Genomic DNA, 24,103 nt, shown 5'->3' with positions numbered 1-24,103 from the left:
TGCCATCACCATTACCCGCACGTCCACGTTGCGCGGAGTCCGCCGCCGGACGTGACAGGGGACCTCGTCGGGGTAGCTGCACCGCTAGGCGATCACGCTGTCGACGGCCGGTCCCTGCCCTGTTCCAGAGCTTCCGCGATTGCGGTGAACTCGGCGAGAGCGGTGGTCAGATCCTCGACGATCTCGCGGGCAATAACCTCGGGCGGGAGAAGCTTGTCGGAATCCTCCAGGCTGGGGTCCTTCAGCCAGGTAATGTCGAAGTTGACCTTGTCTCGCACTATGAGCTCGTCATAGGTGAACGGCTTGAACCGTTCGGTCTCGACGCGGTGCTCGCGAGGCTCGCCAGGTCGATAGCACTTGACGAAGTCGTCTAGATGCTCACGGCTGAGTCGGTTTTGTTTGAGGGTGAAATGCTGGCCGGTGCGGAAGTCGTACACCCACATCTTGGAGGTCCAAGGAACGTCAGGCCGGGCTGGCTTCTTATCAAAGAAGAGCACGTTAGCCTGGACGCCCCCCGCATAGAAGATGCCCTTTGGAAGCCGCAGCAGGGTATGAACGTCGAACTGCCTGAGGAGCCGTCGCCGGATTACTTCACCGGCACCTCCCTCGAACAGCACGTTATCGGGCAGGACTATACCTGCGCGCCCCGGGATGCCGAGCATCGAAGCGATGTGCTGGACGAAGTTGAGCTGCTTGTTCTTAGTCGTGGCCCAGAAGTCCTGCCGGGTGTACTCGATGTCTTCCCGGCCGGCACGCCCATCCTCACCCACGACAGTAATGGATGACTTGCGGCCAAACGGCGGATTGGCCAAGATTACGCTGGGATACGTATGGGCTGGCTCAGCCAGAGCGTCTCTGACTTCGATCAGTGAACGGCCGTTGGGTTTGCCAATGCCGTGTAGCAGCATATTCATAGCCGCCAATCTAGCCGTACCATCAACCAGTTCGACTCCACTAATACCCCCACCAGCAAGCCGATCGCGCTGCTCGGGAGTCAGATTGTTGCCGTGGTGGTGCTGGATGTAGTCGTGAACCGCCAGAAGAAAGCCACCGGTACCGCAGGCCGGGTCGCAGATCAAATCGTCCGGACCGGGCTGGATGCAGCTAACCATGGCGGCGATCAGCTCGCGGGGGGTGAAGTACTGCCCGGCCCCGGACTTGATGTCCTCGGCTCCCTTGGCCAGCAGCTCCTCGTAGGCGTCGCCCTTCACATCGACACCCTGGCTGGACCACTGCTCCTTATCGATTAGATCGACGATCAGCTTTTTTAGCTTGGAGGGGTCCTGGATTCGGTTCTGAGCCTTCCGGAAAATGACTCCGAGCGTGTCCTTACGTTGCCCAAATTCCCGCAGGATGTGGTTGTAGGTATCCTCGAGCTCTTGGCCATCGGAATCCAGGAGCCACTGCCAGGCATCTCCCACCGGCTTGAGCGCCAGGTCTGGGAAACTCTTGCGGTTGGCGCGTTCATGGCCCATCTTCAAGAACAGCAGAAACGTCAGCTGTTCGACGTAGTCGATCGTGGAAACCCCATCGTCCCGCAGCACATCACAGTAGTTCCACAATCTTGCGACCAGCCGTCGCGTCTGCGCAGTGCTCACAGCAATGTCTCTTTCTGGGGCGCTTCCTTGCCCCTGCTCCGCGTCCGCCTTGTCGGCCCCTGTGCCGCGCGTTCTGCTCGGTTCCGTTCCAGCATTGCCGAGGCAGGTTCATCCATCGGACCCTGCTCCGACAGCCGCCCTGCGAACGCCTCCGCCAGCAGAGACTTCCGCAGCTTGTACGCGCGAGCCAGGGATGTGCGAGCTGCCTGGTAGGTACCGTCGAGAAGCGTTAGATATTGCTCTGCCTCAGTGACCAGGCGTTCTTGCTCCTCAAACGGTGGCAGAGGAACTGGCAGCATCTTTATTTTGGAGAGACTGATCGAAGCCAGATTGACGCTCTGTTTGCCGTTGATCTCGCACCAGCGTTTACCGAAGCCGTTGGCGTGCCAGGCCAATAGCTTGGGATGGAGGATGCCATCCAATATACGGGCACGGAAGACATGGTTTTGGTGGATGCAGCCGGAAATCTGTCCCTCCCAAATCCAGCCGCGACCAAGTTTGTCTCGGTCTCCACCTTCATTAAGGAGGACGTCGCCTACTTGAAGTTCTAGCTGCTTCGCCTTTTTTGAAGGAACACGAATGGAGCTTACATTGGTCAGGTCAAGTCGTCCGCGCTGGACATTAGCGACCCGCAGGTAGGGAACTTCGGGCAGTGTGGGATCGCTCTGTTTCTTGCTGTCCTTCGTGACACCCCCGACGACTTCGGCTATCTCGCCCAACCGAGTCCAGTTCCAGTGATTCGGGATATTGGGGAGGTCGCCATCGACGGAATTCGCAGGCGAGGGCCCGGCGGGACCCAGGTCAGAATTTGACCTAGCTGAAAACTTTCCGGTACAGGATGCGGCCATGAGTGCATCACGAAATCTATCGATACGCTCAATCAGGTTAGCGATCTGTCCAATGCCACGTTCAATGCGGGAGAGGCTCTCCTCGAGAGTTTCAACGATGCGGATTTGTTCATTCTTTGGCGGTATGACTATCGGCCATGAACGAAGAATTGTCTGGCTTATGTTTGGCTGAGCGGCGCCTTTTCCGGCCTTGACAAGGTCCTCTCTCTGAGAATGTAGATACCAAAAGAGAAATTTATGGTCCATGACGGACGTAAAGACTCTAGCGTGTGCAATCGCCTGGTTTGTTGCCAATGGGACGGAATTGATTCCAAGTCGGCCAATCGATGCGCCATACATGGCGATCAGTACAGTTCCTGCAGGGATGACCCGGGCAGAACTGTTGGCGAGCCCTTCCTCGGTTATTAGACTTGTTGTACTGCCCACTACGCCATCAGTGAGATCGCCGATCGTAGCCCAAGGAATACTTCCGCCGTAATAACGAGGGTCACCCGTCTTGGGAGTGCCACCACTTCCCCAAACAGCGATATCGCCAAGAGTTGCTCTTGTCCAGCCAGATGGCAGTTCGGTCATGCGATTAGGTTCCGGTTCAGGTCGCTGAGAAGGATCGCGGCGTTGGCATCCCCGAAGGTGTGCAGGAAGCCATCGATGCCGCCACGGTCGGTGAAGGGAGGCTTGTCGAGTTCGGTGTGGTCGACGGCTGCGTGGGTGATGACTACGTCGCAGATGTGGTCTAGCCACCATCGCTGGTCGGCGGTGAACTCGACTCCGGCATGCTGTTGCTTCACAAGCCAGGCAGCGTAGCGCTCCTCCACGACACTGCGGTGCGGTTTGGGTTCGGTGTCGAGGCCGAGCTCGTAGCGGATGAGGCCGATGAGGTCGACAGGGCCGTGCTGGGCGCCGCGCTTGTCTGCGGCGAGGTTGAGGCGTTCGTATGACCGCCACAGCTCATCAGGCGTCCACTCGTGCGGCGGCCTGGCGATACGTGCAGCTAGCTCTTTGAGTTTGGCGTAGGCCGCGCGGCCAGGCAGGCCGCTGCGGTAGGCGGCTTCGATTGCCGTGATCTCTTCCCGGTGTTCGTCCAGGTAGGTCCGCCAGGAGGTGACGACCTCCTGGGCGCGCAACTTGGGGTCCTGGGCGGCGGCGTCGATCAGAGTGTCACGATTGACCTCGTCCCAGTAGATGTCGTGGGCGCGGCGGATCTCCAGGAGCCGACGACGGAGCTCAGCGTTTTCGGCGAGTGGCCGGACCGCTTGGACGACCAGGGAGTGGACCGCAGCCTTGCCTCCGGTGTCGTGGGCCTCCTGCAACGTGTCGGGGTCGGCGCAACCTGAGACCGAGGCGATCACCTCGGCGAGCGGTCGGCCGGCCAGGGCCTCCAGCTCGTTGCGCTCGTCTGGAGTGATCTGTCTGTTGAGGCGGGCTAGGCGGCCAGCCAGGGTCGACGCCTCATCTGGGCTGATGGTCAGGTTGCCGACTTTCTTGAGTAGGGCCTCGAAGCTGATCTGCTTTTCGCTGTGCTGCATCAGCGGAGTCGCGTCCACTCGGGGCGAGTCGGTAACGCCAACGGCATCGACAATGACGAAGCGGTCTTTGCTCTCTACGTCGGGTGTGACCTGCTTAAGCTCACCCGGTTCGACGGTACGTGCGCCTCGGCCCTTCATCTGCTCGAACAAAGCCCAGCTCTTGACCTCGTTGAGGAAGAACACGCACTCCAGGGGACGGATGTCGGTCCCAGTGGCGATCATGTTGACGGTAACGGCGATTCGAAGGTCTGGGGAGTTGCGGAACTCGGCGATCAGCGCATCGGGGTCCGCGGCCTTGTAGGTAATCTTCTTGCAGAAATCGTTGCCCTTGCCGAAGACAGTGCGGGCCATGTTCACGATCTCCTCGGCGTGGTTGTCGTCCACGGCGAAGATCAGTGTCTTGGGTACGTAGGCACGGCCGGGGAAGATTTCGGTGAACAGCCGTTCTCGGAAGGTCTCCATGACCAGCCGGAGTTGCCCAGTGCTGATGACCTTGCGACCCAGCTGTGTGCCTGTCCAGGTGAAGTCTTCGTCGAGCTCCTCGTACCGCTTGCGGCGGGTGGGGCGGCTCATGATCGGAACCACGATGCCCTGATCGATGGTGGCGCCCTGTTCGGCGTGCTCGGTACGGATGCGGTAGACGTCAAAGTCGACGTTGACGGCGTCTGCGACCGATTCGCGGTAGGTGTATTCGCTGACCAGGTTCTGGTGGAAGAAGCCGAAAGTCTGCTTGACCGGGGTGGCAGTGAGGCCGACCAGGAAAGCGTCGAAGTACTCAAGCACCTGCCGCCATACGCCGTAGATCGACCGGTGGCATTCGTCCACGATGATCAGATCGAAGGTCTCCGGTGGTAGGTCGGCGCTGTAGGCGACCTCGACGACGTCGCCGGCGTCGTAAGAGTCGTATGCCTCGTCCTCGACCTCGGGATCTACCGGCTCGCCGCGCAGTCGGGCATACAGGCGCTGCACGGTGGAGATGACGACCTTGGTCGAGTCCTGCATGGCGGCGGCGCCCAGCCGCTCAACGTTGTAGAGCTCTGTGAACTTGCGGCCGTCGTCGGGGGTGATGAAGTTGTCGAACTCGGTATAGGCCTGCTTGCCGAGATTGTTGCGGTCTACCAGGAACAGCACCCGTCGGGCCTTGGCGTACCTCAGCAACCGATAGGTCTGGGTGACCGCCATGTAGGTCTTGCCCGCGCCGGTAGCCATCTGGATTAGCCCCCGGGGCTCGTCCCGGGCAAGCGACTCCTCCAGGCCCGCCACCGCGCGCGCCTGGGCTCCACGCAAGCCCCGTGGGTCCAGTTCTGGGAGCTCTCGAATCTTGGCCCGCAAGGTGGGAATCTCGGGCTCGGCGTCTGCATCGCGCATCCAGCGGGCGAGTGTCTCGGGCCTGTGGAAGGAGAAAACAGGGCGCGCACGCGGTGAGGGATCAAGGGTGTTGGTGAAGTGGGTCTCGACCGCAGTGGTCTCGTATCGGAACGGCAGCGGGATCCGCCAGGCGGCGAACTGCTGGGAGGCCGTCAATCTGTCGGCGTAGCGGGCGGACTGCGCCTCCACCGGTGTGAGGATCACCCCTTCACGCTTGGCCTCGATGACTCCGACAATCTTGTGATCCACGTGCAGCAGATAGTCGGCGACCCCCTTGGCGGTCGGCACCTCGCGGACGGCCACCCCTTGGCCAGCGAAGAGGTTAACGTCGTTGGCGTCCTGGACATCCCAGCCCGCCAGCCGCAGCTGTTCATCTACTCGCTCGCGAACCTCAGCCTCAGTCAGCGGTTCCCCAGCCACGTGCTGAGCGCGGGCGATGAAGGCATCGCGCTGCGCGGGGCGAACCTTAGGAGCGCTGGCCAACTGGGAAGCAAATCTGGCCTGGGCTGCGACAAGCTCCTGCTGACCCTGCGCAACGAGCGAACGCAGCGCCTCGCGATCGGCCAGGGCCCGAGCCAGTTCTTCCTCCGCCTGGCGACGAGCGCGGGCCTCGGCCTCCAGTTTGGAGACCTGGCCATCCCGGGCCACCTTGACCGCGGCAAGCCGTTCACGGAGACGCTCCAACTCTCGGTGAAGCTGCTCCAGCTCCGCGTTCTCACTTGGTGACGTTGCGGGCTGGGTGACGGGGTCGGGCGGCGGGACGAATCCCTCCGGTGCCGGATCGTCGCAGGATGCGAGGTGGAACCAGACGCCGAGTTCGAAGCACGCCCGGACACAAGACAAAGCCGCACGCACGTCACCCCAATGAGAATGGACGGCCCGATTCCCAGAGATGCGGACATCATCAAATGCCCGGCGGATCTTGGGGACGAGAACGCCCGCCTCGGCGAGTGCCTTAACTCGGGCACCCTGCGTCGTCCCCTGAACCGGCGTCTGCGTGCGGGTAACGAGGAGCTTCGCCAAGGTCTCCGTAAAACGTCGAGCCTTGGCCATCGCCGAGTCTGGGTCGCTGTAAATATACGCCTCGGCTGTTGCCCCATCCAGGACGAGCAGAGGCTCGTGCTGGAACAGGTAGCCGAAGTTCCGCGAACGTTGCGCCAGCTCTTCGATCGAGTCGGCCATGTCCCTCATCCCACGCTCTAGAGGTTTCCAAGAACGTTGCAGAATATCGAAATCAACCGATTCTTCCCACAAGTTTACGATGATTGGTTGAGGTCCGGTTCGAGCTGTGTTCCCGTTGACGCCAAGTCTGAACGGCCTAGAGCGCGACTCGTTTAGTGGACGCTCGTTAGTTGGGACGTGCCGAACTTCATCGAACGACTGGTCCTGGATGAGCTGTGGGAGCTGCTCCAACGAGTGGTTCCCACTAGTCCGGCAGCGGGAGCATCTGAGCGGTAGTTCCGTCGCTGCTGCGGGGCAGTGAGCTCATGGTGTCGAGGAGGAGGTCGACCAGCCGTCCAGGCGGGGAGTAGCCGTCGGCCTGGCCGATCAGGTGGTCGCGTACTCGGTGCTTGCGTGCTGCGGCGGTCCGGGCGGCCCTGTAAGCCGGGTCGGCGGCGATTTCGCGTGCGAGTTCGGGGAGGCGTTGTTCGGCTCCGGAGTACTGACGCTGTTCCTCGACGGTGGCCGCGTCCAAGGCGTGGGAGATTGCCCGCCACCGAATATGGTCGAGCTCGCGTTCGGGCAGTTCCTGATCGATGTTGGTCGCGATGTGGGCTTTGGCGACCCGGCGGCGGCCGGTTTCGCTGGTGGCGGCGCGGAACGCTGGGAGGGCGAGCAGTTCGGCTGCAAGCAGCTCGATGTGCCTCTCCTCTTCGGCCTCGGACAACTCGAGGTCGTCAGTGCCGGGCGCGTCAGGTTGCAGGCCGCGCAAGGCCTCCTGCAACTCCTGGTGCCAGGTGGCGTCGTCGGTGGACCAGAAGTGTGGAACGCCGTCGGCGAGGAACGCAGCCTCCAGACTGATTGGCCAGCCTAGGAATCGGCTGGCGGTCTTGCTAAGCGCGCGCATCTTGCGACTGAGCTCGGTCTGCGCCTCCGTTTGGGCCGCATCGTCTGAGTGGTCGGCGTCGTCTGGGTCGTGCATCTCCTCCAGGTCGTCGATGTCGAAACGGGTCGCCTCTAGGTAGAACAGCTTCTGCCCGCTGGTTGCCGCAAGTTTCACGAACGCCTCAGCGGTCATGTCACCGATGTCCATCCGGACTGTTACCGCACCTTGCGCGGCGAACGGCGTGACCGGCACGAGGGTCAGATCGTGCGCCGCTGCAAGCTTGGTGATCTGTTCCGCCAGCCGGGACTGTTCATCGGTTGCCGTCTTCGGGCTCATCGCAGTCGCCTTTCCGGAGGAAGATCATTAATGGGTAGACGGTAAGCGGTCCGCACCTGATCAGAAGTGATCAGCGAGGAAGGAGACGGAGGCGATCCTCGCGGCCTCCGTGTACGCGGATGGCCGGACGAATTGTCAACCGAGAGTGGACCGTGCTGACGGCTCGGGCTGTCGGCCCACCTACCGAGGCCAGTACTTCGGCGGGTCCTTTCGAGGGTCGGTGACCTCGAACCGGCCAGCCGGATTCAGACCAGCGATGCGCACAAGGCGCTGGCCATCGGCATCCTCGAGCTCGGCGACCAAGCCCGGCATCGCGCCGATGACCGCGCCCATGGCCAGCGCCAGGCCCTCGCGGCCCTTGTGCCGCTGAGCAAAACGGACATGGTGGACCTTGGCCTTCTTGATGGCGTCGGTCTCGTCCGGGTCTTCGAGTTGGCGGCCGTCGCGGGTCAGGAACAGGTCATACCGGCGGGTGCGTGCGTCGAGCAACAGCGGGATGTCGTTCTTGCTCTTCCAATTGTTGGAGATCACGTGATGGACGGTGTGTCTCGGCAGCAGTGCCTCTAGTACTTGGACTAGCTGCACAGGGGAGTTCTCATCGATGAGGATGCGCATCCCAGACTCAGCTCAATGGGGGTCGGGCCGGGCGGCGGTGGCCGGGCGGGGGGCGGCTCAGGCGGCGCGGCGGGGTAGGTCGTAGCTGTTGACGTACCGCGCGAACGCGACCGCGTCCCGTGCGGCATCGGCGCTTACCGCCGGGTAGAAGTCGCTGATCTTCTCCGGTGCCACGCCATCGTCGACGAGCTCGGCAACTAGGTCGTATGGCACTCGCGTGCCGCGTACGACCGGATGCCCGCCCTGGGTCGCCGGATCTACTTCCACGTTCGCGTTGGGGTGGAACAGGTGGGGGATCACCACACCGGCGCGTATTGGGAAGGGCTCCACGATCTCGCCCATGACGACTACGAGCTGCCGCTGGCCCGGTTTGCCGGTGAGGTCCACCGCGTCCTCGTCTGTGACCAGCTGAATCCGCGTCCCATCGCTGACGAGCTTGTACTGCGACAGGTGCTCGCGCTCGCCCAGATCGCGGAGATTTCCGATGGCCTTTCGCACACGCTGCAGGGAGCTGAGCTGGCGCAACCGCACGCAGGTGCGGAGCGCCAGAACGTCGCGGAAGGAGTACAGCGCGGTCGGCGACGTGGCAATCTCGGGCTCAAGGACGACGCCAGCGGGAGTCTCACGACGCCAGTGGCGCAACTGGCTGACTGTCGCGCCGGACAACGCCGCGGCCATCTTGGTCGTGTACGCCACCCCGCTCGCCTCCCTCGTCCACTGTCCGCATTGTCCATCACACTGTTCCCCTGATCACACGTGTACCCCCGTCCAGGTAGGGCCGCTAACTCGATGGAACTAAATGTGTACAGCGCGGCGCTTCAGTTGGTCTTGTGATGACCGAAGTCGGCCGCCCGAAGGACCCGGCCCAGCAATCGCGCGGAGGAATCGGCGCCTCGCCGCCTTGGCCCCGAGTCCGAGGCATTACTCACGCTGAAGGCGTTGTCTTATGACACGGAGAGCTACCGTGTCACCCGTTAGGAGATCCTGGGAACGCCAGAAGTCCCATCCGTTGGTCGATGCGGTGCGGTCGGACAGATCTGGGTTGACGTGCTTCTTCGCTGCGACGCTTGCAGCAGTGAGTGAGGGGTGGGTGCCACCGTTGAACTTGATGTGGCCGTTCTCCAAGAGCTCGGCGCGTAGAGCCTGTCCAGCGTAGGTGGCTTCCAGCTTGGTTCCGGCTCTTAGGCGGCCGGTGCGGAGCAGATCGTTGATGCTGGGAGCTCGACTGCCTGCGGTTTGTGACAGTCCTGCACTCGGTTGAGTGGGTTGGGCCGGCAGCTCCGAAGCATCCGGCCCCCGGTCGGCCTTTTCAGATTCAAAGGTCGGTCGAAGGTGCGCGAGGCTGGCCCGGATGTCATGGGCCGAGAGACCGGTGGTGTGTCGTGAGATGAGAGACACGGCCTCATCGTGTGGCTTCGGCCCGCATATCAGTTCGGTTAGCGTCGCCCGGACCTGCTCATCGATCTTGGCCGCGTGCCACTGAGCGTCGAGTGTCCCATCGGTGATGCTGGCTTTGCTCAGGAGGTGTAGCAGGTTCGATGCTTCGTCGCTGGCGGTCAGCGTGGCCTTGAAGAGCTTCTCGGCGGCGGGGACGGGGGCGTGAGTGTTGTAGATCCGCCACTCACGGGCGTTGGTGAGCGCGACCCAGGGGACACCCGCGACCGTGGCGTAGCTGATGCTCTGGGCTATCCAGCGGTGATCGTCCAGATTCTTGGTGATGGCCTTCGCTTCCACGAAGAGCCGCGGTTGGCCACTGATTAGGAGGGCGTAGTCGACGGGGTTTTCCCAACCGGCTCGCCGGTAGCTGCGGCGGACCTCCCGCGGCTGATAGATGTCCCAGCCGAGCGCCTGAATGACGGGATCGATCAACACAGCTCGGGTGTCGTCTTCGATCAGGTCAAGGCCGTCCCGATCGAAGTCGTTCAGCCGGTCTACGCACCTAGCGACCACCGCCCCCAGGGACTCCATGCACGCACCCACCTCCGTTGGAGCAGAGCTCTCCTGGGTTTTCCGCACCGGAGCCCCTGTTCGTTACGGAGAGAAACGCTGTTCTCACTTTCCACTCAGGTTGATGTCCTTCTCAGGCAAGCCTGCGGGCGCGCTCTGGCAGGTCTTGCCGATCCGTAACTCTGGGCCTTGGCGTGTCGGGTAGGCGCATGCTCACGGACCGTGATGATCCTTAAGGTGTGGCGATCTTGCGTGACCGGGCTACATGCCTGCTGGTCACGGTATGCACTCGGGGAGGCGGCATGGCTGCGGCGTTGAGGACGGCCACCGGGATTGAGCATCGAGGCGGCTCGTGGGTTCCCCGGGTCACGGTGCCCCTCGGGGTGGTGATGGGCCTGGCATTGTTCGGCGGTGGACCGGTCGAGGCAGCTGAGGACCGACGGGACTGCGTGGACCTGAAGGGCGCAGCCGCCAACATGTTCAACCAGGACAAGCTGTGCGCCAACCTGGGGAGCCAGCTCGGTACCCGCAATCCCGACATGGGCAAGGCTCTGCGTAACTCGGTCCGCCAGCCGGAAAGCGCCCCCAAGCGCTCGGGAACCCACGACGTACGTTCGCCCACACGAAGGCCGCGCACGGGCACGCAGAGCACCGGGACACGGCGGCCGTCTGCCTCCATCTCACAGAGCGGCCAGGCCGGAGCCCGGCACCACGGCGGGTCTGGCGGAAAGCGCTCCGACAAGCAATCCGCTGCCGTGCCGGAAGTGTCGCGTCCTGCTACACCTGCCTCTGCGGTCCCGCCGGCCAAGGTGCCCTTCTCCTCGAAACCCCGGGCCGAGTCGAGGTCCGGGTACGCCCCTGAGGGCTCGTCACACTGGCTGATGGGGGGAATGGCGGGAGCTTCGCTCGCTGCGCTCCTGGGCGTCTGGGTCTTGATGCGGCACCGTCCGGCCCTCGCACTGACCGGAATCACGGGCTTGCGGCGTCGACGTCGGCGCGAGGAACATGCGGCGGTTGCCACGGCGGTCACCGAACCGGCCAGACTGCAACCCTCTAGAGCCCACCCGGCGAAGATCGCTGTGGGGTCCAAAGGCGCTGTGCTGGTGGAGCTTGACTTGAGCCAGGCGGGCGGGCTGCGCGTGGTGGGCGCCGGGGGCGAGCAGTTCCAGCGCGTGGTCATCGCGGATCTTCTTTCCGAGGCTATTCGCGGGAGGCGCCGGGTGGTGACCACCCGCGCCGCTCTCACTGCGGTGTTCGGGGCGGGTCTGGGTGAACAGATCGCCGATGCCGGTGTCGGGAACCTTCATCTGGCTGCGACCGCGAACGGCGTCCTGGACTTCATTGGGGGCGAAGTCGTTGGGCAGGTTGGCCGTTGCCAGGACACCAAACTCGACGCCACCGGAGAGGCACCGGGTCCGCCAGCCGAGACACCGCTCGTCGGTGTTCTCGACGCCGCCGTTGAGCCTGCCCGTGCTGTCTATGAGCTGCAGCGTGGCGCGGAGTTTGGCGTCGGCGCGGTGGTTCTGGGCGACTGGCCACACGGCACCACTCTGGCCATCGACGGAAGCGGCTTGATCAGCGACGCCATCGGGCAGGGTGCCCACGGTCTTACCGGAACTCAAGTCACCCTCCTGGACGAAGGCCGCGCGCGCCAAGTGCTCCAGGCCGCGGGCATCGCTACTTCAACGTTGGCCACTCCGCCAGACGGCATGACCACGGCCATGCCGCCGAGGGCAGTTGTGACCGACCTTCAGGCGCCTCCGGGCCTTGTTCGGCTTATCGGCCGGGTAGCCGTCGAAGGGCCTGGTGGACAGTTCGGCGTGCACAAATCCCCCGACATGCAGGCCCTGCTAGCTCTGCTGGCGCGCAACCGGACAACGCTGCTCACCGAGAACACCATCGTGGAGATGCTCTGGGACGGTGCCGCACCGTCCCCGAACCGATTCAAGACCGTGCTGAAGACCACCCGCACCAAGCTGTGCGGCGCTCTCGGCGTGCCTCACAACCAGGGCATCACCGTGATCGGTAACACCGGCGGAAACGGCTACAGCCTCGTCCAGAAGGCTTTTACCTGCGATGTATGGCAGCTCCGCGACCTGCTCGCCCTGGCCGCCGCCAGCAGTGATCAGAAGGCGGCAGCTCTGAACGCCGCAGTCGATCTGTACACCGGGCCCTACCTGCCCAATGTCCCGCACGACTGGGCTCGGAGCGATGCCCGCGACCTCAATCGCGACATCGTTCAAGCTCTGACCCAGCTTGCCGACATGGCCACCACGCCCGATGAGACGCTTCTGCATCTCGATCGCGCCGCGGGCCTCGACCCCGCCGCAGAGCACCTGTGCCGCCAGCGCATGAGCATCCTCGCCGACCTCGGCCGGATCACCGCAGTGCACAACACCTACGAACGGCTCACCGAAACGCTTCGCGACCGCAGGAGGCTGCCCGACCGGCGCACCGCGGACCTCTACCGGAGACTGACCAGCAATAGCTGATGATGCACCTGAACGGGTGCCGGCCGGGCGCAAGGACCTTGGCAGGGGGCGGACCGCGCATCCAAAGCGCGGTGATGCCACCTCGTAAGGGCTGGGTCGTTCCCCGGTCGGCTACCGGTCCAACTTGTAGGGTCGATGTCATGCGCGCGCGTTCGGCGACCATCCCGCCCGCAAGGGCGCCCAAAGAGCCCAAGCTTCCAAAATCGCTCGCCGCGGCGACCGAGGCTGACACTGAGCTCGCTCATGACGGTAAGTACCTGTCGCTGGAGTACGGGCAGGTGACCGTGACGGGAGACGGCGCCGAGGATATTGAGTTTGAGCGCTGCCGGTTCAACCAGACGCGTTTCTCCGGAGTCACTGCTCACCGTGCTGGCTTCGCTGATGTGGTCTTCCAGGGTTGTGACCTGGCGAACGGGCGGCTGTTCAGCTCGAGGATCTTCAACGCGACCGTCAGCAACTGTCGGATGACCGGGCTTCATATGCCCGAGGGCGGCCTGCGCGACGTGGTGTTTGACGGATGCCGGATCGACCTGGCCAGCTTCCGTTTCACGCACCTGAAGGACGTTGTCTTCCGGGACTGCAATCTGGCCGAGTCCAACTTCCAGCAGGCCGAACTCCAGAACGTCCGCTTCGAGCGCTGCAAGCTCGTCGCCACCCAGTTCAGCAACGTCTCGATGAACGCAGTCCGGTTCGCCGGATGCGACCTCAACGGCGTGCGCGGCATCACCAGCTTCGACGGCGCAATAGTCTCCAGCGCCGACGCCATGAGCTTGTTGCACGCTCTGGCATCGGCGCTGGGGATCACGATCGAAGACTAGGCAGCGAGCCTCTCGCGGGTGAGGCCGCTCTCGACCGCGGCGAAGTTCAACGTTCGGGCGAACGTCGCCAGCTCGTCTAGGAGCGTCTGGCCGTAGGGAGTGAAGAGGTCGCGCTTGGCCTCAAGGCCCGTGCAGCAGTCGTTGAGTGACTCGGCGAAGGCGTCGACGAGGGCAGAGTCGCCACGGGCGTCCTGCATGTACATGAGCGGCACCGCCACGACGGCGGAGTGAAACGCCTTGTCGAACGGGCGCAGTTCGCCGACTTTGACCGCGCTCACTACGCGGTTCTCGTGCTCGGCGAGCTCGGTCGTAGGGAGTCGGTAGAGCCTGTTCACCATGTCGAGGATGAACAGGTTGAGGTGCGTCATCTCGTGGACGATGGTCTCGGCGAAGTCGTACATGCCCCAGTTGGGTCCGGGGCTCATGGCTACCAGGCCGGGGAGATGGGATGCCGAGCCGCCGCCGGTGGAGGCGGAGTGCAGCAGCACGATGTCGGTGATCAGGAGATCACACAGGTATCCCAGTGCGGGGAAGTTCTCGCGCGTGTAGGCCATGGCGAGCTCGACCTGAGCTGACCAGGCCTTGAGGCGAAGGGGCCCTGAGGCTTGCAGGCCGACGAAGATGTTCTCGAATACGTGGTGGTCGACTAGATAGGTGCCCCAGGCGTCGCCCTCGTCGCTGATACAGACGCCATTGAGCGGCGGGGTGATCGGGCGCATCTGCGCCAGAGTGGCCCGGTAGGCACTGCCGAGGCTGGGTACGGCGGGGAAGGCATCCCCCGATGCGTGGACCAGCCTCCCCACGGATTCCACTGAGTGCGGGACGTTGAGGAAATGCATGAGGGATGCCTCCTTCATCTAGGCCGGCGCCGGGGTCAGGTCCAGCCGCCCATCATCGAGACGTTGTCGGCGGCCGTGAACTCCGCCAGGTTCTGCTGGGCGCTCGCGCACTGGTCCTCGGCGGTCAGCGCCACACGGGCCAGGACGTTGTCGGCGAGCGAGTCCAGTGCGGCGGTGTCGGCGATGTTGGGGCGGGTCTCGTTGAGGATGTTCGCCATTGGCTTCTCCTTGGTCTTGAGGGCTATGTCCGTGACAGGAGATACAGAAGTACAAGGGTCAGCAGGGCATAGATCACCCCTTTCAGGTCGCTCCATCTCTTGGCTTTCAGGCTGGTCAGCTTGCTGTGCACATCCCTGATGTCGGCTCTGGTCCGGCGGAGCACCGCCACCTGATAGCCCGCGACGAAGACCGCGACGACACCGAAAAAGAGCGCGAGATTCACCTGTGGTCCTCCTTAGGGGGACCGGCAGCTTGGTGGTCTGCCTTGGCTGGTCTCCGGTGGGCTCATGTCGGCGCCCCTTTCCCTCTGATCACACTCGCGATCGCCCACGCCACTTCTGCCGTCTGGTTAGGTTGATGAGGCTCTTCGTCGTTACCGAGCTCGTCACCGGTGGGATGGAGCTGGAAATTGAGCTGTGTGCCGGGCCCTTGCGTGCAGGTGACTGCGATCTGCCCGCCCTGTCGCTGGGAGTCCCAGCAGCGCAGCATCGCCGCGTTGTCGTCAGCGAGCCTTGAGGAGATCCCGAGAGCGTGCAGTTCGTTAGCCAGCGCAAGCAGAGCGGCTCGTGGGCGCAGCGCCAGCTCGGCGGCGGCGATTGTCCCGCGTCGGGGCAGGTCTTCTTGGTGGGAGAGGCCGGGACCCATCTCAGACGATGCCTTCCTCGCCCGTTGGGAGACCGGCGGTCCGGGCGACCTCTGCCGCGGTGGTGGTTGTGCGGTTGATGGGAAGGAAGCCGGTTGGAAGCGGGAACCTCGGATCTCCCAAGACACGCCAGAACCGGCGATCCCCAGAGAAGGCTCCGCGAGCGTGAAGCCAGCGAGTGTTGTCCAGGATGTAAGCCTGGCCGGCCGCTAGAGGGAGGGTGACCTGGTCTTGGAGGGCCGCGGCACGCAGATCTCGCAGATAGGGCTCAACCATGGGGCTCCAGCGGGCCAGGGCGTCTAGGCGAAGTCTCACCGCGATACGTCCGCCAGGCAGACGGGTGAATACCTGGGCAGCGTGACCGCCTCCAGCGCCATCGCCCATCCCATAGAACGCGGTCCGTGGTTCGGACAGAGCGACGGCAGCCTCAGGCCGGTGTGTCCACAGGTTGTTGTAGAGCTCACGGCCATCGGTCAATAGGCATTCGCCGCCTCGATCGGCCGGTCTGGCGCATGCCATGAACATCAAGCGTGGCGGAGTGGGGATGCCAGATCGCTCGGTGTGCGGGGCGAGTGGGCCACTGGCAAAGCCTTCGAAGCCGGGCCTGTTCTCGGTGCTGCCGTTGTTTCGGATCGTGGTGATGCCATCCGGGTCACTGTCACGGTGGGCATACAGGTTCATGAAGAGCAGTGCCAGCTGTCGAACGTCCGAACGGCGGGTCAGTCCATCCACGACGATCAGCCCTGACTCGCGCAAACGCTGAGCGATGACCCGTGGCGTGATCGCTTCAACTGGATAGGGGGCGAGCACGTCGTCCGGGGCCTGGGTGGTGGTTCGCACTGGCTGGCTCCTGTTCTGCGGACCGCGGTTCGATTCACTGTTCGGGTGGTGCAGGGGCGCAGTAAAGCGACAGATTGTCGACCCGGTTATCTCGCCTGGCCCCGGTGGGTGGGGACTAGTGCGTGTTACGTTCCGGGACATGAGTGCGCCTCCGACCTGGCCCGTGTCCGTCAAAGGTGTCGTTGTCGGTTCTGATGGCCGCGTGGTGCTGCTGAAGAACGAACGCGAGGAGTGGGAGCTGCCCGGCGGACGACTTGAGTCGACTGACGTCAGCCCGGAGGCGGCCGTAGAACGGGAGCTCGAAGAGGAAACCGGCTGGAGCGTCAAGGCCGGTCCGCTCCTGGACGTCTGGATCTACCAGCCGCTGCCCGAGACGCTCCCAGAACGACGCGTGTTGATCGTCACCTACGGATGCACCGTGTTGACACCGGACGTCGTGCCGGTGGTGAGCCATGAGCACAAGGAGCTCGGCCTGTTCGGCCCCGGCGAGGTACCCGGTCTCCGTATGCCCGACGGCTACAAGCAGTCGATCGCCACCTGGTTCGGACGGATGTAACCCATGGCAGGCGGCGCCGAAGGTCGGGACGAGCGCAAACCATCACGCAGTACCGGACCGACGGTCACGCGCCATGCGCTCTGGCATTGGGCCACTCCGCAGGCTCAAGAGATTCTGGCCTCTGGCGATCTCGGCAGGATTCTGCGCTTCCACCGCGCCGTCCACGGAATCAACCAGACCACGTTGGGGCAGCTCCTCGGCTACGACAAGACCTACATCTCACTTCTCGAACGCGGGAAGCGGACGCTGGACGACGTTGGCTCACGGCGCCGGATCGCCGGCCAACTCTGCCTGCCTCCGCACGTCCTCGGCGTTACGGACTCTGTTGATTCAGATCACCGCGCCATGCTGCAGTTCGGCGAATCGACTGTTCGTCTCGCCGAGATCGCCCGCCAATCGGGGCATGCCTCCGAGGCCGTCTCAGAGCTCTGGCCCCTGGTCGCACGGCTGGAAGCCCGGGTCGAAGACGGGCACAGTGAGCGAGAGCTCCTGCAGTTGCTGGCGCGCGCACGTGCTGGTGTCGGTGTCGCCCTCGGCAACATCCTGCCGGAGGAACGTCTGGGAACCGCAGCGCGCTGGACCGCAAGAAGCCTGGACATCGCGCTGTACTTCGAAGACTCGGGATTCTCCTCCTACGCCCTACGGATGCACGGGAACGAGCTACGGAAAGCCCGTCTGCTGGGTGCTGCGGTTAGCCGCCTCCAACACGCACTCGCCCTAGCCCCCGATCGGGACGCCCGCGCTGCGGCGCTTCCCCTCCTGGCACGGGCCGCGGGCGCGCTCGGAGACGGCCACCTCTTCGACACCACCGTGAAGGAAGCCGACGCCATGCTCGATCAGGTCGAGCACACGTCGCTGTTCAATCCCTATGCCCTGCATGAGATCCGCCTTCGCGGGCTACTGGCTACAGGGCGTACGAACGCTGCAATTGACCTCGTTGATCGCTCTCCGGCACCGACCACTACGGTGGCTCCGCAATGGCGCGTCATCGAACTGGTGACGGTCGCCAACGTGCGGCTTCTCGCCGGTGACCCGAGCGGCGCCCACGAGTCCCTGGAGGCTGCGGTTCGCGAGGCTGCCACGCAACGCCTCCCGCATCAGCTGCAACGAGTCATGCGTACGGCTGGCGATCATCTGCCGGAGATCAAAATCAACGCCGCGCAGGCTCTTAACCAGCTCCGACGAGAGATGGCGGCCTGACTGCCGCCACTGCGTGATAACCCAACAAGTGAGAACTTGCCATGAAGCTAGATGTTCATCGCGGTGCCTTCTCACGCGAGCGCCTTCTAGCTACGGTGGGCCGGGAATCCGGCAGATCAGGTACTAGGTCAGGGGAGGTCGAGTTCCCCCGCGATCACGGCCTCATGGAACGCACGCCATGAAGCTCGCGAGAAGTTCAGGCGGGGGCCGTCTGGATCTTTGCTGTCGCGGACGATCGTGCCCTTCCGGGAGGCGACCTCAACGCAGGCGCCTCCGTTGCCCTCGCTGCGCCTGGCCTTGCGCCAACGCAGCAGGTCCTGCTGAGCATCCATCGTGGATACCGCTTCTTCCTAGATCAAAGATCATTTGAGTCGGGCTGCGAGTGCCTCGAACATGTCCCGAGCATCATCGGGGCCAAGGGCGTCAGCTCGAAGCAAGTTGAAGATCATTGCATATGCGGCGACCTCGTGCGGTTCCTCCATGATGAGGCTGCCCAAACGGTACTCGATGTACGCAATGTCAGGGTCACCGGCATCCGGGAAATCCAGCAGGTGGAAGCCCCCATGACTGGCTGGGTGTGCCCCGCTGGTGAACGGAAGCACCTGCAGCGTGACGTTACTGAGGCGGGACAACTCGTGCAGCCGGCGGAGCTGCTCCTTCATGACATCTGGACCACCGACCATGCGATGCAGGCCAGCCTCGTTCTGGATCACCCACAACTGAGGGCTGCCCTCGCCGCTCAACCATCGTTCCTGTCGCTTGAGTCGGACCGCGGTACGTTGCTCGACCTGCTCCTCGGTCGGGGACTCCGGCTCGGCGAGCATCTGTGCACGCATGTATGCCTCGGTCTGCAGAAGGCCATCGATGCTGTCCGGCCGGTACACCCGCATCCCGCTCGCCGTCGCCTCCATCGCAACGTAGACATCAAAGCCCTTCGGTAGGGCGTCGCTGTAGCGGTGCCACCAGCCCGGCTCCTTCGCCTGTCGCGCGAGATCGGCATAAGCCTGCGCTTGTTGAACCTCCAGGCCGTAGAACAAGCAGAGAGCCAGGATGTTGGCGGGCTTGGGTGCGTGAGTGCCCGCCTCAATCCGGCTGAGCGTTGCGGGCGCGATGCCCGCCGCTTCGGCCGATTCTTCACGCCTCTTGCCTGCCTCGTCCCGCAACCGGCGCATCTCACGAGCCAGGCGCCGCCCGGCGAAGGTCACGTTCTTTGACACTGTTCAGCCCTCCGTGGGCGATTTCACGAGAGTGAGAAGCATGATTTTTGAGAGGTTCTCAAACAAGTCTCTTGTCATCCAGTCTGTGGCGCAGCACACTCTGAGCTTAACGACGCATGACGCGACGTGTTCGGAGGTTTCGGGGCCTCTCCGGGCGCGTTGTAGGCCAAGCCAGGGAGCGGAGACATGGAATCGGCGGCGCAACGCGAGATCCGATCAACCATCAACCGCTCCAAATCACGCGCCCCCGCCACCCGCCACCGCTTCAGGGGATCAAGATGATGGTCGATGCCGAACCCGGTACTGGCCGGAAGCCTTACCTGCGTCTCAACCTGACGCTGAGTTTCTCGGAGGTGAGCAGGGCACGGGCTGGCGTAGCCCGCGCCCTGCAGGCTCTAGGGCACCCCGACTTGGTGTCGGATGCGATGGTCATCAGCTCTGAGTTGGTTACCAACGCGGTCACCGCGCAGACGCAAGGGCGGGTCATATTCGCGGTGTGGGGGAACCGGGGTCGGCCGTTGGTCGAGGTGTGGGACACCGCGATCTGGACCGCACCGCGCCTGGACCCGCCCCCCATCGAAGCCCTCATGGACATGGACGAATCCGACCTGGGGGGCTGGGGCCTGGCGAACGTGCAAACGCTCGCCGCGCATTGGGGCCATCGGCTCGCGGAGTTCCCCGGGGAGCCCGGAGTAATCCGCAAGTGCGTCTGGGCCTTGCTGAAGTAGACCCGCCCGGCGGGAGGTCAGCCAGGGTGCCTGCTCTGAGCCGGGATCACCGCCGCACGATCCCGCTGGACATCAAGGCTATTGCGGAAGGGGACCTCCACTCGACCCGCTCGCGCGCGGACGCCGGACTCGTTCCCGCGCGCGAGCGAGCGGGCTCCGGGTTGAGCCCATGCCCATGACTCCCCGGAGCCCGCGCCAGACCCTTCCCACCTCGAGTTGAACCCGAGGTCCGCGGTGCCGGCGGACCTTGCCCTCTCGGGGCGAGGTACGCACCAATAGCCGCCGCGTCGCGATCCGTTCCATGCGGGCCCGGCGGCGGCAAGCGGGCCGTGGAGGCGAACTACGGCCCAAGCAACCACACGACAAACGCCAGACGGCTTGCCCGGCCAGTGGTGGGGCTGTCTGGCCGAGGAAGCGAGGTACAGCGATGACGAACGCGGACTCGCCGGTGCAGGGTGACCCGCCGGAACGGGTGACCGAACAGGGAGGTGCGCCATTGGCCGAGCTGGTGAAGGGGTCTCCTAGGGGGTGGTTTCCGGTCGAGGTCGTGGACCGGGTCGTGGAGGAGGCGATTCTCGCGTCCTTGGCGGGCAGGTTCTTGCGGGGGACGGTACTGGAGGCGGTGGCCGCCGCGCGGGCCGAGGTGGCGCGGTTGCGGTGCGAGCAGGAGCAGGCTGCTGACAGGGCCGGGCTTGGCGAGCCGGTTCTTCCCGAGTGCCCGATCAGTTGCCTGCATCTGCCGGTGCGCACCTACAACGCGCTGACCCGGCGGAACTCGAGGCTGGACACGTCTTCCACGGCCGGTGACGTGCACGCGTTGGCCCTGACCGGGGAGCTGGAGGAGCTCGACGGCATCGGCCTGGGGAATCTCCAGGTGATCGAGGGCGCGCTGCGCAAGGCGGGCTTCAACCTCCAGCCGCCCGGCGGCCATCATCACTCTCACGTCCTCCGCACACAGGCACACACGCCGGGGAGGTGACGCCGTCGTGCCGTACGTCAGCGAGCAACTCAAAGCCAAGATCAGCGACTTCTTGGCGGGCCAGGCGCAGCCGGTTCGCCTGTGGGACCTCGCCCGTGCCATCGGCTACTCGGCCGACCAGACTCGGCATGCCCTGAACCTCTTGGTCGACGAGGGGGCCGTAGAGCGTCTCGATGGCGCGTCGACGGCTTACTTCAATCCCGCCCACGCCAGGGTGACCCGGGGCTTCGCCCAGAACCGCACGCGGCCCGCGTACCGGTACCAGGTTCCTCGCCCTTCGTCCCGCAGCGGACCCGAGGCCGGGGCAGGCCAGCCGGGTTCAAGTGGGGGTGAGGTCCGCGGGGCCGGCGGGCCTTGACCTTCACTCCCGAGTCGAGCGGTGATACCCGCCCACCCGCCCGCGCCCCACGGGCGGGACGCTCCGTCCGCGAACGGCAACATCAAGGAGGAACGCAGCACATGCAACAGCACAACCAGCAACCCGACCAGCAGCACATCCAGCGAGGCAAGATCGGGTACGGCTCGGCGGTCGAATGGCTGCAGGGCGGCAAGATGACCTGGCGCCGCGCCTACCCCGGACGTCTGGACCAGGTGAAGGTCGCGCGCGACTTCGCCGTCTACCTGTTCACCGGGTCCGGGCACGAGGACCAGGTGGCCTTCATCGTCACCGAGCTGGTCACCAACGCGCTGCGGCACACCCGGTCAGGAGAACACGGCGGCTGGTTCGGCGTCGACCTCACCTACGCCGATCTGGCCTATATCGCCGTCACCGATCAAGGCGGCAGCCAAGTCCCCGGGGTTATGCCCGCACCTCCCGAGGGCGAGATCCGGGACCACGGGCACGGCCTGCGCGGCGTCCAGAACATGGCCATCGCCCTGGGCATCCACGGCAACCCCGCCTACGGACACACCGTCTGGGCCGACCTCAGCATCACCCAGAACCAGGCCACGCGCGACGGACTAGCGGTCGCCCTGGCCTCATAAAGGAGGGCCCAGCCTGCCGTTAACAGGCTGGCCCCTCAGGGCCAGGATAGAGGCCCTGCCCGCACGTTCCTAGCGGACGACGGGCAGGGCCTTCCTCGTCTCCACCCCAGGCCCCGGGTCCTTCTCGGTCTCCTTGTGGGTCTTCTTCTTGGTCTCCTTGTTGGTCTCCTGCTTATGAGGAGAAGACCGGTAGTGGGGTGTTCCTGCAGGTGGGGTGCGTGCAAGGTGTGCTCCTGGTGGGCCCGACTCACCTGTACAGGTGACTCCAATGTGTGTGTCGAGTGTGGACGTCCTCGTCCAATGCCCTTCTTCTCAAGTCTTGTCCTCCCTTCTTGTCCTCTCATCCCTCTCTCCAGGCCGCCTCGCCGGCTTTGGCGGCGAGGCCCGAGCTGGTGCATGCCCGCCGTGGCTCTCCCGGCCGTCCGCACCGGATCTTTCTTCGGAAAGTCCCGGTGCCCGCCCCGGGTCTTTCCATGGTCTTTTACGTGCGGCGGTTGTGAAGGTAAGACGGTTCAGCCCTCACGGTTGGTAAAGTCCACGGCCAATTGCTTGATTACGCCCCGTGACGGAGTGACAATTAATACATAAGAAAAACACGGGCGGAAAAGAAAATCCGCCGGGTCGCGATATAGGGAGATCGAAATGGCCGCGAACACCACCCCCGCCACCACCGCCCCCGTCATGAACGTCGCGGCCGACCCGGCCGTGACGGTGTTGGACGCGGCCGGGTGCGCACTCGTCCCCGCTGACTACGCGTTCCGGTGGGACGCGCACCGCGCCGAGATCAGCGCGGACGACGCCGAGGCCGGGCTGGTCGCCGCATACAACTTCGACAAGACCGCCGAAGTGATCCGGTTCGAGGGTGACCCTGAGCCGGTGGCCCCGGACGTGCACGGGGCCGACGAGATCACCGAGGAACGACTCAGCGCGTTGACCGACGTCATGGACCGGACCATCAACATCCCCGGCCATGGATGGCACGCCATCGTCGACGCCGCCGAAGACATCGACACCCCCGGGGTGATCGCCCGAGTCCGCTTCCTGTGGATGACCGACGAAGCCGCCGCCGAGGCCGGAATGTACCCGTGGTAACCCGCCCACATCGCGGGGGCCCGACACGGTCGGCCCCCGCCCAGTGAACGCGTCCCGAAACGCGCGCCGCATTTGATGCGGCGTGCGTTTTCTCTTTTCGCCCCGAAAGCTCATCGAATCCCGGAAGTCGAGCGGTTCGGCGGGGTGTCGTTGATTGGTGTGGCGGGGTGGTGTTTGTGAGGTAAGCCTCTCCAGCCGTTTTGGCGTTATGGAAAATGGGCGGGTGGACTTGAGGTTGGGCGTTCATCGAGAAATTGTGGTGGTGGAACGAACGAAATACGGCGGACGGGAAATGGTCCCGGCGCCCCGGAAATAGGAGTCATGAAATGGCCGCGAACACCACCCCCGCCACCACCACCCCCGCCAACCCGGCTGACGTCCCCGCTACTGGCCCGGCCGCACCCGACACGACCGCTACCCCGGCCGTCCCGTCCGGCGCGGTGTGGGACGCGCTGACCACCAACCCGGGTGCAACCGTCGCGGTGATCGCCAAGGCGGCGGGCGTGAAAGCGGCGGACGCCCGCGACGAACTCGCCGCGTTCGCCGAGTCCGGGCACGCGGTGTCAGCGTCGGGTGAGAAGGGCCGCAACGGGCGCACCAAGCCCGACACGTGGACCCCCGCCTCCACCGACCCCGCCACCGACACGGACGCGGGGACTGATGAGGCGCCCGCGACCAACCACGGCCAGGACCCGGCCGCCGACACGGCCTCGGACGACGCGGACGCGGACCCGGTAGCCGAGCCCACCGGCGACGCCCCGGCCGACACCACCGACGCGGACGACAGCACTGACGACGATGCCGACGAGGAGCCGGTGGCGCCGGTGGTGGACGCGGACACGCTCGCGGACGCCATGCGGGTCATGACCGAAGAGGCCGAACGCCGCGCGATCGCGGAGGCTGAGATCAAGGCCCGGTTGGCCGAGGAAGAGGCACGCCGCGCGAAGATCGACGCTGAGCTGGCGTCCGCGCAGCGCACCGAAGCGACCCGCCGGGCGCTGACCGATCTCCTCGCGTCAGTCACCACCACCTACGCGGCGGTGGTCGCCGAAGACGACACGGCGACCGCCGCCGGGTTGGAGCGCGTGTTCGCCGCGACGCGCGGCGTAGCCCAGGCCACCGGTGCCGCGCCCGCACGGCCCGGCAAGCCCCGCCCCGCCGGAAACGGTGCCGCGTCGCGTACGGGCCGCGCCGCGCCGCGCCCTTTGCGC

Annotated in this window: 22 protein-coding genes and 1 pseudogene; 10 read left to right on the top strand and 13 right to left on the bottom strand. The window is 64.6% G+C overall.

Features of this window, described 5'->3' with window-relative positions; all coding sequences use genetic code 11:
- Nucleotides 1-92 precede the first annotated feature (92 nt).
- The 7 genes from J4573_RS44460 to J4573_RS44430 form a co-directional block, all read right to left on the bottom strand.
- Nucleotides 93-1,598 (bottom strand): class I SAM-dependent DNA methyltransferase, encoded by a 1,506-nt coding sequence (locus J4573_RS44460; RefSeq protein WP_208262417.1) that lies wholly within the window; start codon nucleotides 1,596-1,598, stop codon nucleotides 93-95.
- Complete coding sequence (locus J4573_RS44455) at nucleotides 1,595-3,019, bottom strand: restriction endonuclease subunit S (protein WP_208262416.1); 1,425 nt, start codon at nucleotides 3,017-3,019, stop codon at nucleotides 1,595-1,597. Before J4573_RS44455 ends, J4573_RS44460 begins: the two co-directional genes overlap by 4 nt.
- Complete coding sequence (locus J4573_RS44450) at nucleotides 3,016-6,522, bottom strand: DEAD/DEAH box helicase family protein (protein WP_208262415.1); 3,507 nt, start codon at nucleotides 6,520-6,522, stop codon at nucleotides 3,016-3,018. Before J4573_RS44450 ends, J4573_RS44455 begins: the two co-directional genes overlap by 4 nt.
- 244 nt (nucleotides 6,523-6,766) lie before the next feature.
- Complete coding sequence (locus J4573_RS44445; protein ID WP_208262414.1) at nucleotides 6,767-7,723, bottom strand: hypothetical protein; 957 nt, start codon at nucleotides 7,721-7,723, stop codon at nucleotides 6,767-6,769.
- Between the two features lie 180 nt (nucleotides 7,724-7,903).
- On the bottom strand, nucleotides 7,904-8,338 hold the full coding sequence (locus J4573_RS44440; RefSeq protein ID WP_208262413.1) for a hypothetical protein: 435 nt from the start codon (nucleotides 8,336-8,338) through the stop codon (nucleotides 7,904-7,906).
- A gap of 57 nt (nucleotides 8,339-8,395) precedes the next feature.
- Nucleotides 8,396-9,034, bottom strand: a complete 639-nt coding sequence (locus J4573_RS44435; protein WP_208262412.1) for a DUF433 domain-containing protein — start codon at nucleotides 9,032-9,034, stop codon at nucleotides 8,396-8,398.
- A 225-nt stretch (nucleotides 9,035-9,259) separates the two neighbouring features.
- Nucleotides 9,260-10,306: a restriction system modified-DNA reader domain-containing protein gene (locus J4573_RS44430; protein ID WP_208262411.1), complete on the bottom strand. Its 1,047-nt coding sequence runs from the start codon at nucleotides 10,304-10,306 to the stop codon at nucleotides 9,260-9,262.
- Between the two features lie 1,082 nt (nucleotides 10,307-11,388).
- Here J4573_RS44430 and J4573_RS56445 point away from each other — a divergent pair.
- Both J4573_RS56445 and J4573_RS44420 read left to right on the top strand, forming a co-directional pair.
- A complete protein-coding gene (locus J4573_RS56445) occupies nucleotides 11,389-12,777 on the top strand; it encodes an AfsR/SARP family transcriptional regulator (protein ID WP_208262410.1) in 1,389 nt (462 codons plus the stop codon).
- Nucleotides 12,778-12,917: 140 nt separating this feature from the next.
- Nucleotides 12,918-13,595 carry a pentapeptide repeat-containing protein gene (locus J4573_RS44420; protein WP_208262409.1) on the top strand — a complete coding sequence of 226 codons (678 nt, stop codon included), beginning with the start codon at nucleotides 12,918-12,920 and terminating at the stop codon, nucleotides 13,593-13,595.
- On the opposite strand, the gene J4573_RS44415 is transcribed toward J4573_RS44420, so the two are convergent.
- From J4573_RS44415 to J4573_RS44400, 4 genes are all read right to left on the bottom strand, one after another.
- Complete coding sequence (locus J4573_RS44415; RefSeq protein ID WP_208262408.1) at nucleotides 13,592-14,314, bottom strand: aKG-HExxH-type peptide beta-hydroxylase; 723 nt, start codon at nucleotides 14,312-14,314, stop codon at nucleotides 13,592-13,594. The two genes, J4573_RS44420 and J4573_RS44415, sit on opposite strands and share 4 nt — an antisense overlap.
- A 155-nt stretch (nucleotides 14,315-14,469) precedes the next feature.
- A complete protein-coding gene (locus J4573_RS44410; protein WP_208262407.1) occupies nucleotides 14,470-14,652 on the bottom strand; it encodes a hypothetical protein in 183 nt (60 codons plus the stop codon).
- 23 nt (nucleotides 14,653-14,675) lie between these two features.
- Complete coding sequence (locus J4573_RS44405; RefSeq protein ID WP_208262406.1) at nucleotides 14,676-14,876, bottom strand: hypothetical protein; 201 nt, start codon at nucleotides 14,874-14,876, stop codon at nucleotides 14,676-14,678.
- Between the two features lie 423 nt (nucleotides 14,877-15,299).
- A complete protein-coding gene (locus tag J4573_RS44400) occupies nucleotides 15,300-16,136 on the bottom strand; it encodes a TauD/TfdA family dioxygenase (protein WP_208262405.1) in 837 nt (278 codons plus the stop codon).
- Between the two features lie 139 nt (nucleotides 16,137-16,275).
- Between J4573_RS44400 and J4573_RS44395 the strand changes: the two genes are divergently transcribed.
- Nucleotides 16,276-16,692 (top strand): NUDIX domain-containing protein, encoded by a 417-nt coding sequence (locus J4573_RS44395; RefSeq protein ID WP_208262404.1) that lies wholly within the window; start codon nucleotides 16,276-16,278, stop codon nucleotides 16,690-16,692.
- A 3-nt stretch (nucleotides 16,693-16,695) separates the two neighbouring features.
- Nucleotides 16,696-17,892 (top strand): helix-turn-helix domain-containing protein, encoded by a 1,197-nt coding sequence (locus J4573_RS44390; protein ID WP_208262403.1) that lies wholly within the window; start codon nucleotides 16,696-16,698, stop codon nucleotides 17,890-17,892.
- Nucleotides 17,893-18,020: 128 nt separating this feature from the next.
- On the opposite strand, the gene J4573_RS44385 is transcribed toward J4573_RS44390, so the two are convergent.
- A complete protein-coding gene (locus tag J4573_RS44385) occupies nucleotides 18,021-18,224 on the bottom strand; it encodes a DUF397 domain-containing protein (protein ID WP_208262402.1) in 204 nt (67 codons plus the stop codon).
- Nucleotides 18,225-18,254: 30 nt separating this feature from the next.
- Nucleotides 18,255-19,109 (bottom strand): helix-turn-helix domain-containing protein, encoded by an 855-nt coding sequence (locus tag J4573_RS44380; protein ID WP_307797419.1) that lies wholly within the window; start codon nucleotides 19,107-19,109, stop codon nucleotides 18,255-18,257.
- Between the two features lie 278 nt (nucleotides 19,110-19,387).
- Here J4573_RS44380 and J4573_RS44375 point away from each other — a divergent pair, with 278 nt between their 5' ends.
- The 6 genes and pseudogenes from J4573_RS44375 to J4573_RS44350 form a co-directional block, all read left to right on the top strand.
- Nucleotides 19,388-19,837: an ATP-binding protein gene (locus J4573_RS44375; protein ID WP_208262401.1), complete on the top strand. Its 450-nt coding sequence runs from the start codon at nucleotides 19,388-19,390 to the stop codon at nucleotides 19,835-19,837.
- Nucleotides 19,838-20,264: 427 nt separating this feature from the next.
- Complete coding sequence (locus tag J4573_RS44370; RefSeq protein WP_208262400.1) at nucleotides 20,265-20,816, top strand: hypothetical protein; 552 nt, start codon at nucleotides 20,265-20,267, stop codon at nucleotides 20,814-20,816.
- 7 nt (nucleotides 20,817-20,823) lie between these two features.
- Nucleotides 20,824-21,174: a helix-turn-helix domain-containing protein gene (locus J4573_RS44365; protein ID WP_208262399.1), complete on the top strand. Its 351-nt coding sequence runs from the start codon at nucleotides 20,824-20,826 to the stop codon at nucleotides 21,172-21,174.
- A gap of 101 nt (nucleotides 21,175-21,275) precedes the next feature.
- Nucleotides 21,276-21,800 (top strand): ATP-binding protein, encoded by a 525-nt coding sequence (locus J4573_RS44360; RefSeq protein WP_208262398.1) that lies wholly within the window; start codon nucleotides 21,276-21,278, stop codon nucleotides 21,798-21,800.
- 642 nt (nucleotides 21,801-22,442) lie between these two features.
- Nucleotides 22,443-22,892 carry a hypothetical protein gene (locus tag J4573_RS44355; RefSeq protein WP_208262397.1) on the top strand — a complete coding sequence of 150 codons (450 nt, stop codon included), beginning with the start codon at nucleotides 22,443-22,445 and terminating at the stop codon, nucleotides 22,890-22,892.
- 326 nt (nucleotides 22,893-23,218) lie between these two features.
- A pseudogene (locus J4573_RS44350) lies at nucleotides 23,219-24,103 on the top strand (hypothetical protein); the annotation flags it as partial.

Source organism: Actinomadura barringtoniae (genome assembly GCF_017573505.1).
Classification (GTDB): Bacteria; Actinomycetota; Actinomycetes; order Streptosporangiales; family Streptosporangiaceae; genus Spirillospora; species Spirillospora barringtoniae.
Note: the sequence above shows the minus strand (reverse complement) of the source record. Positions and strands in the feature narration are given on the sequence as shown.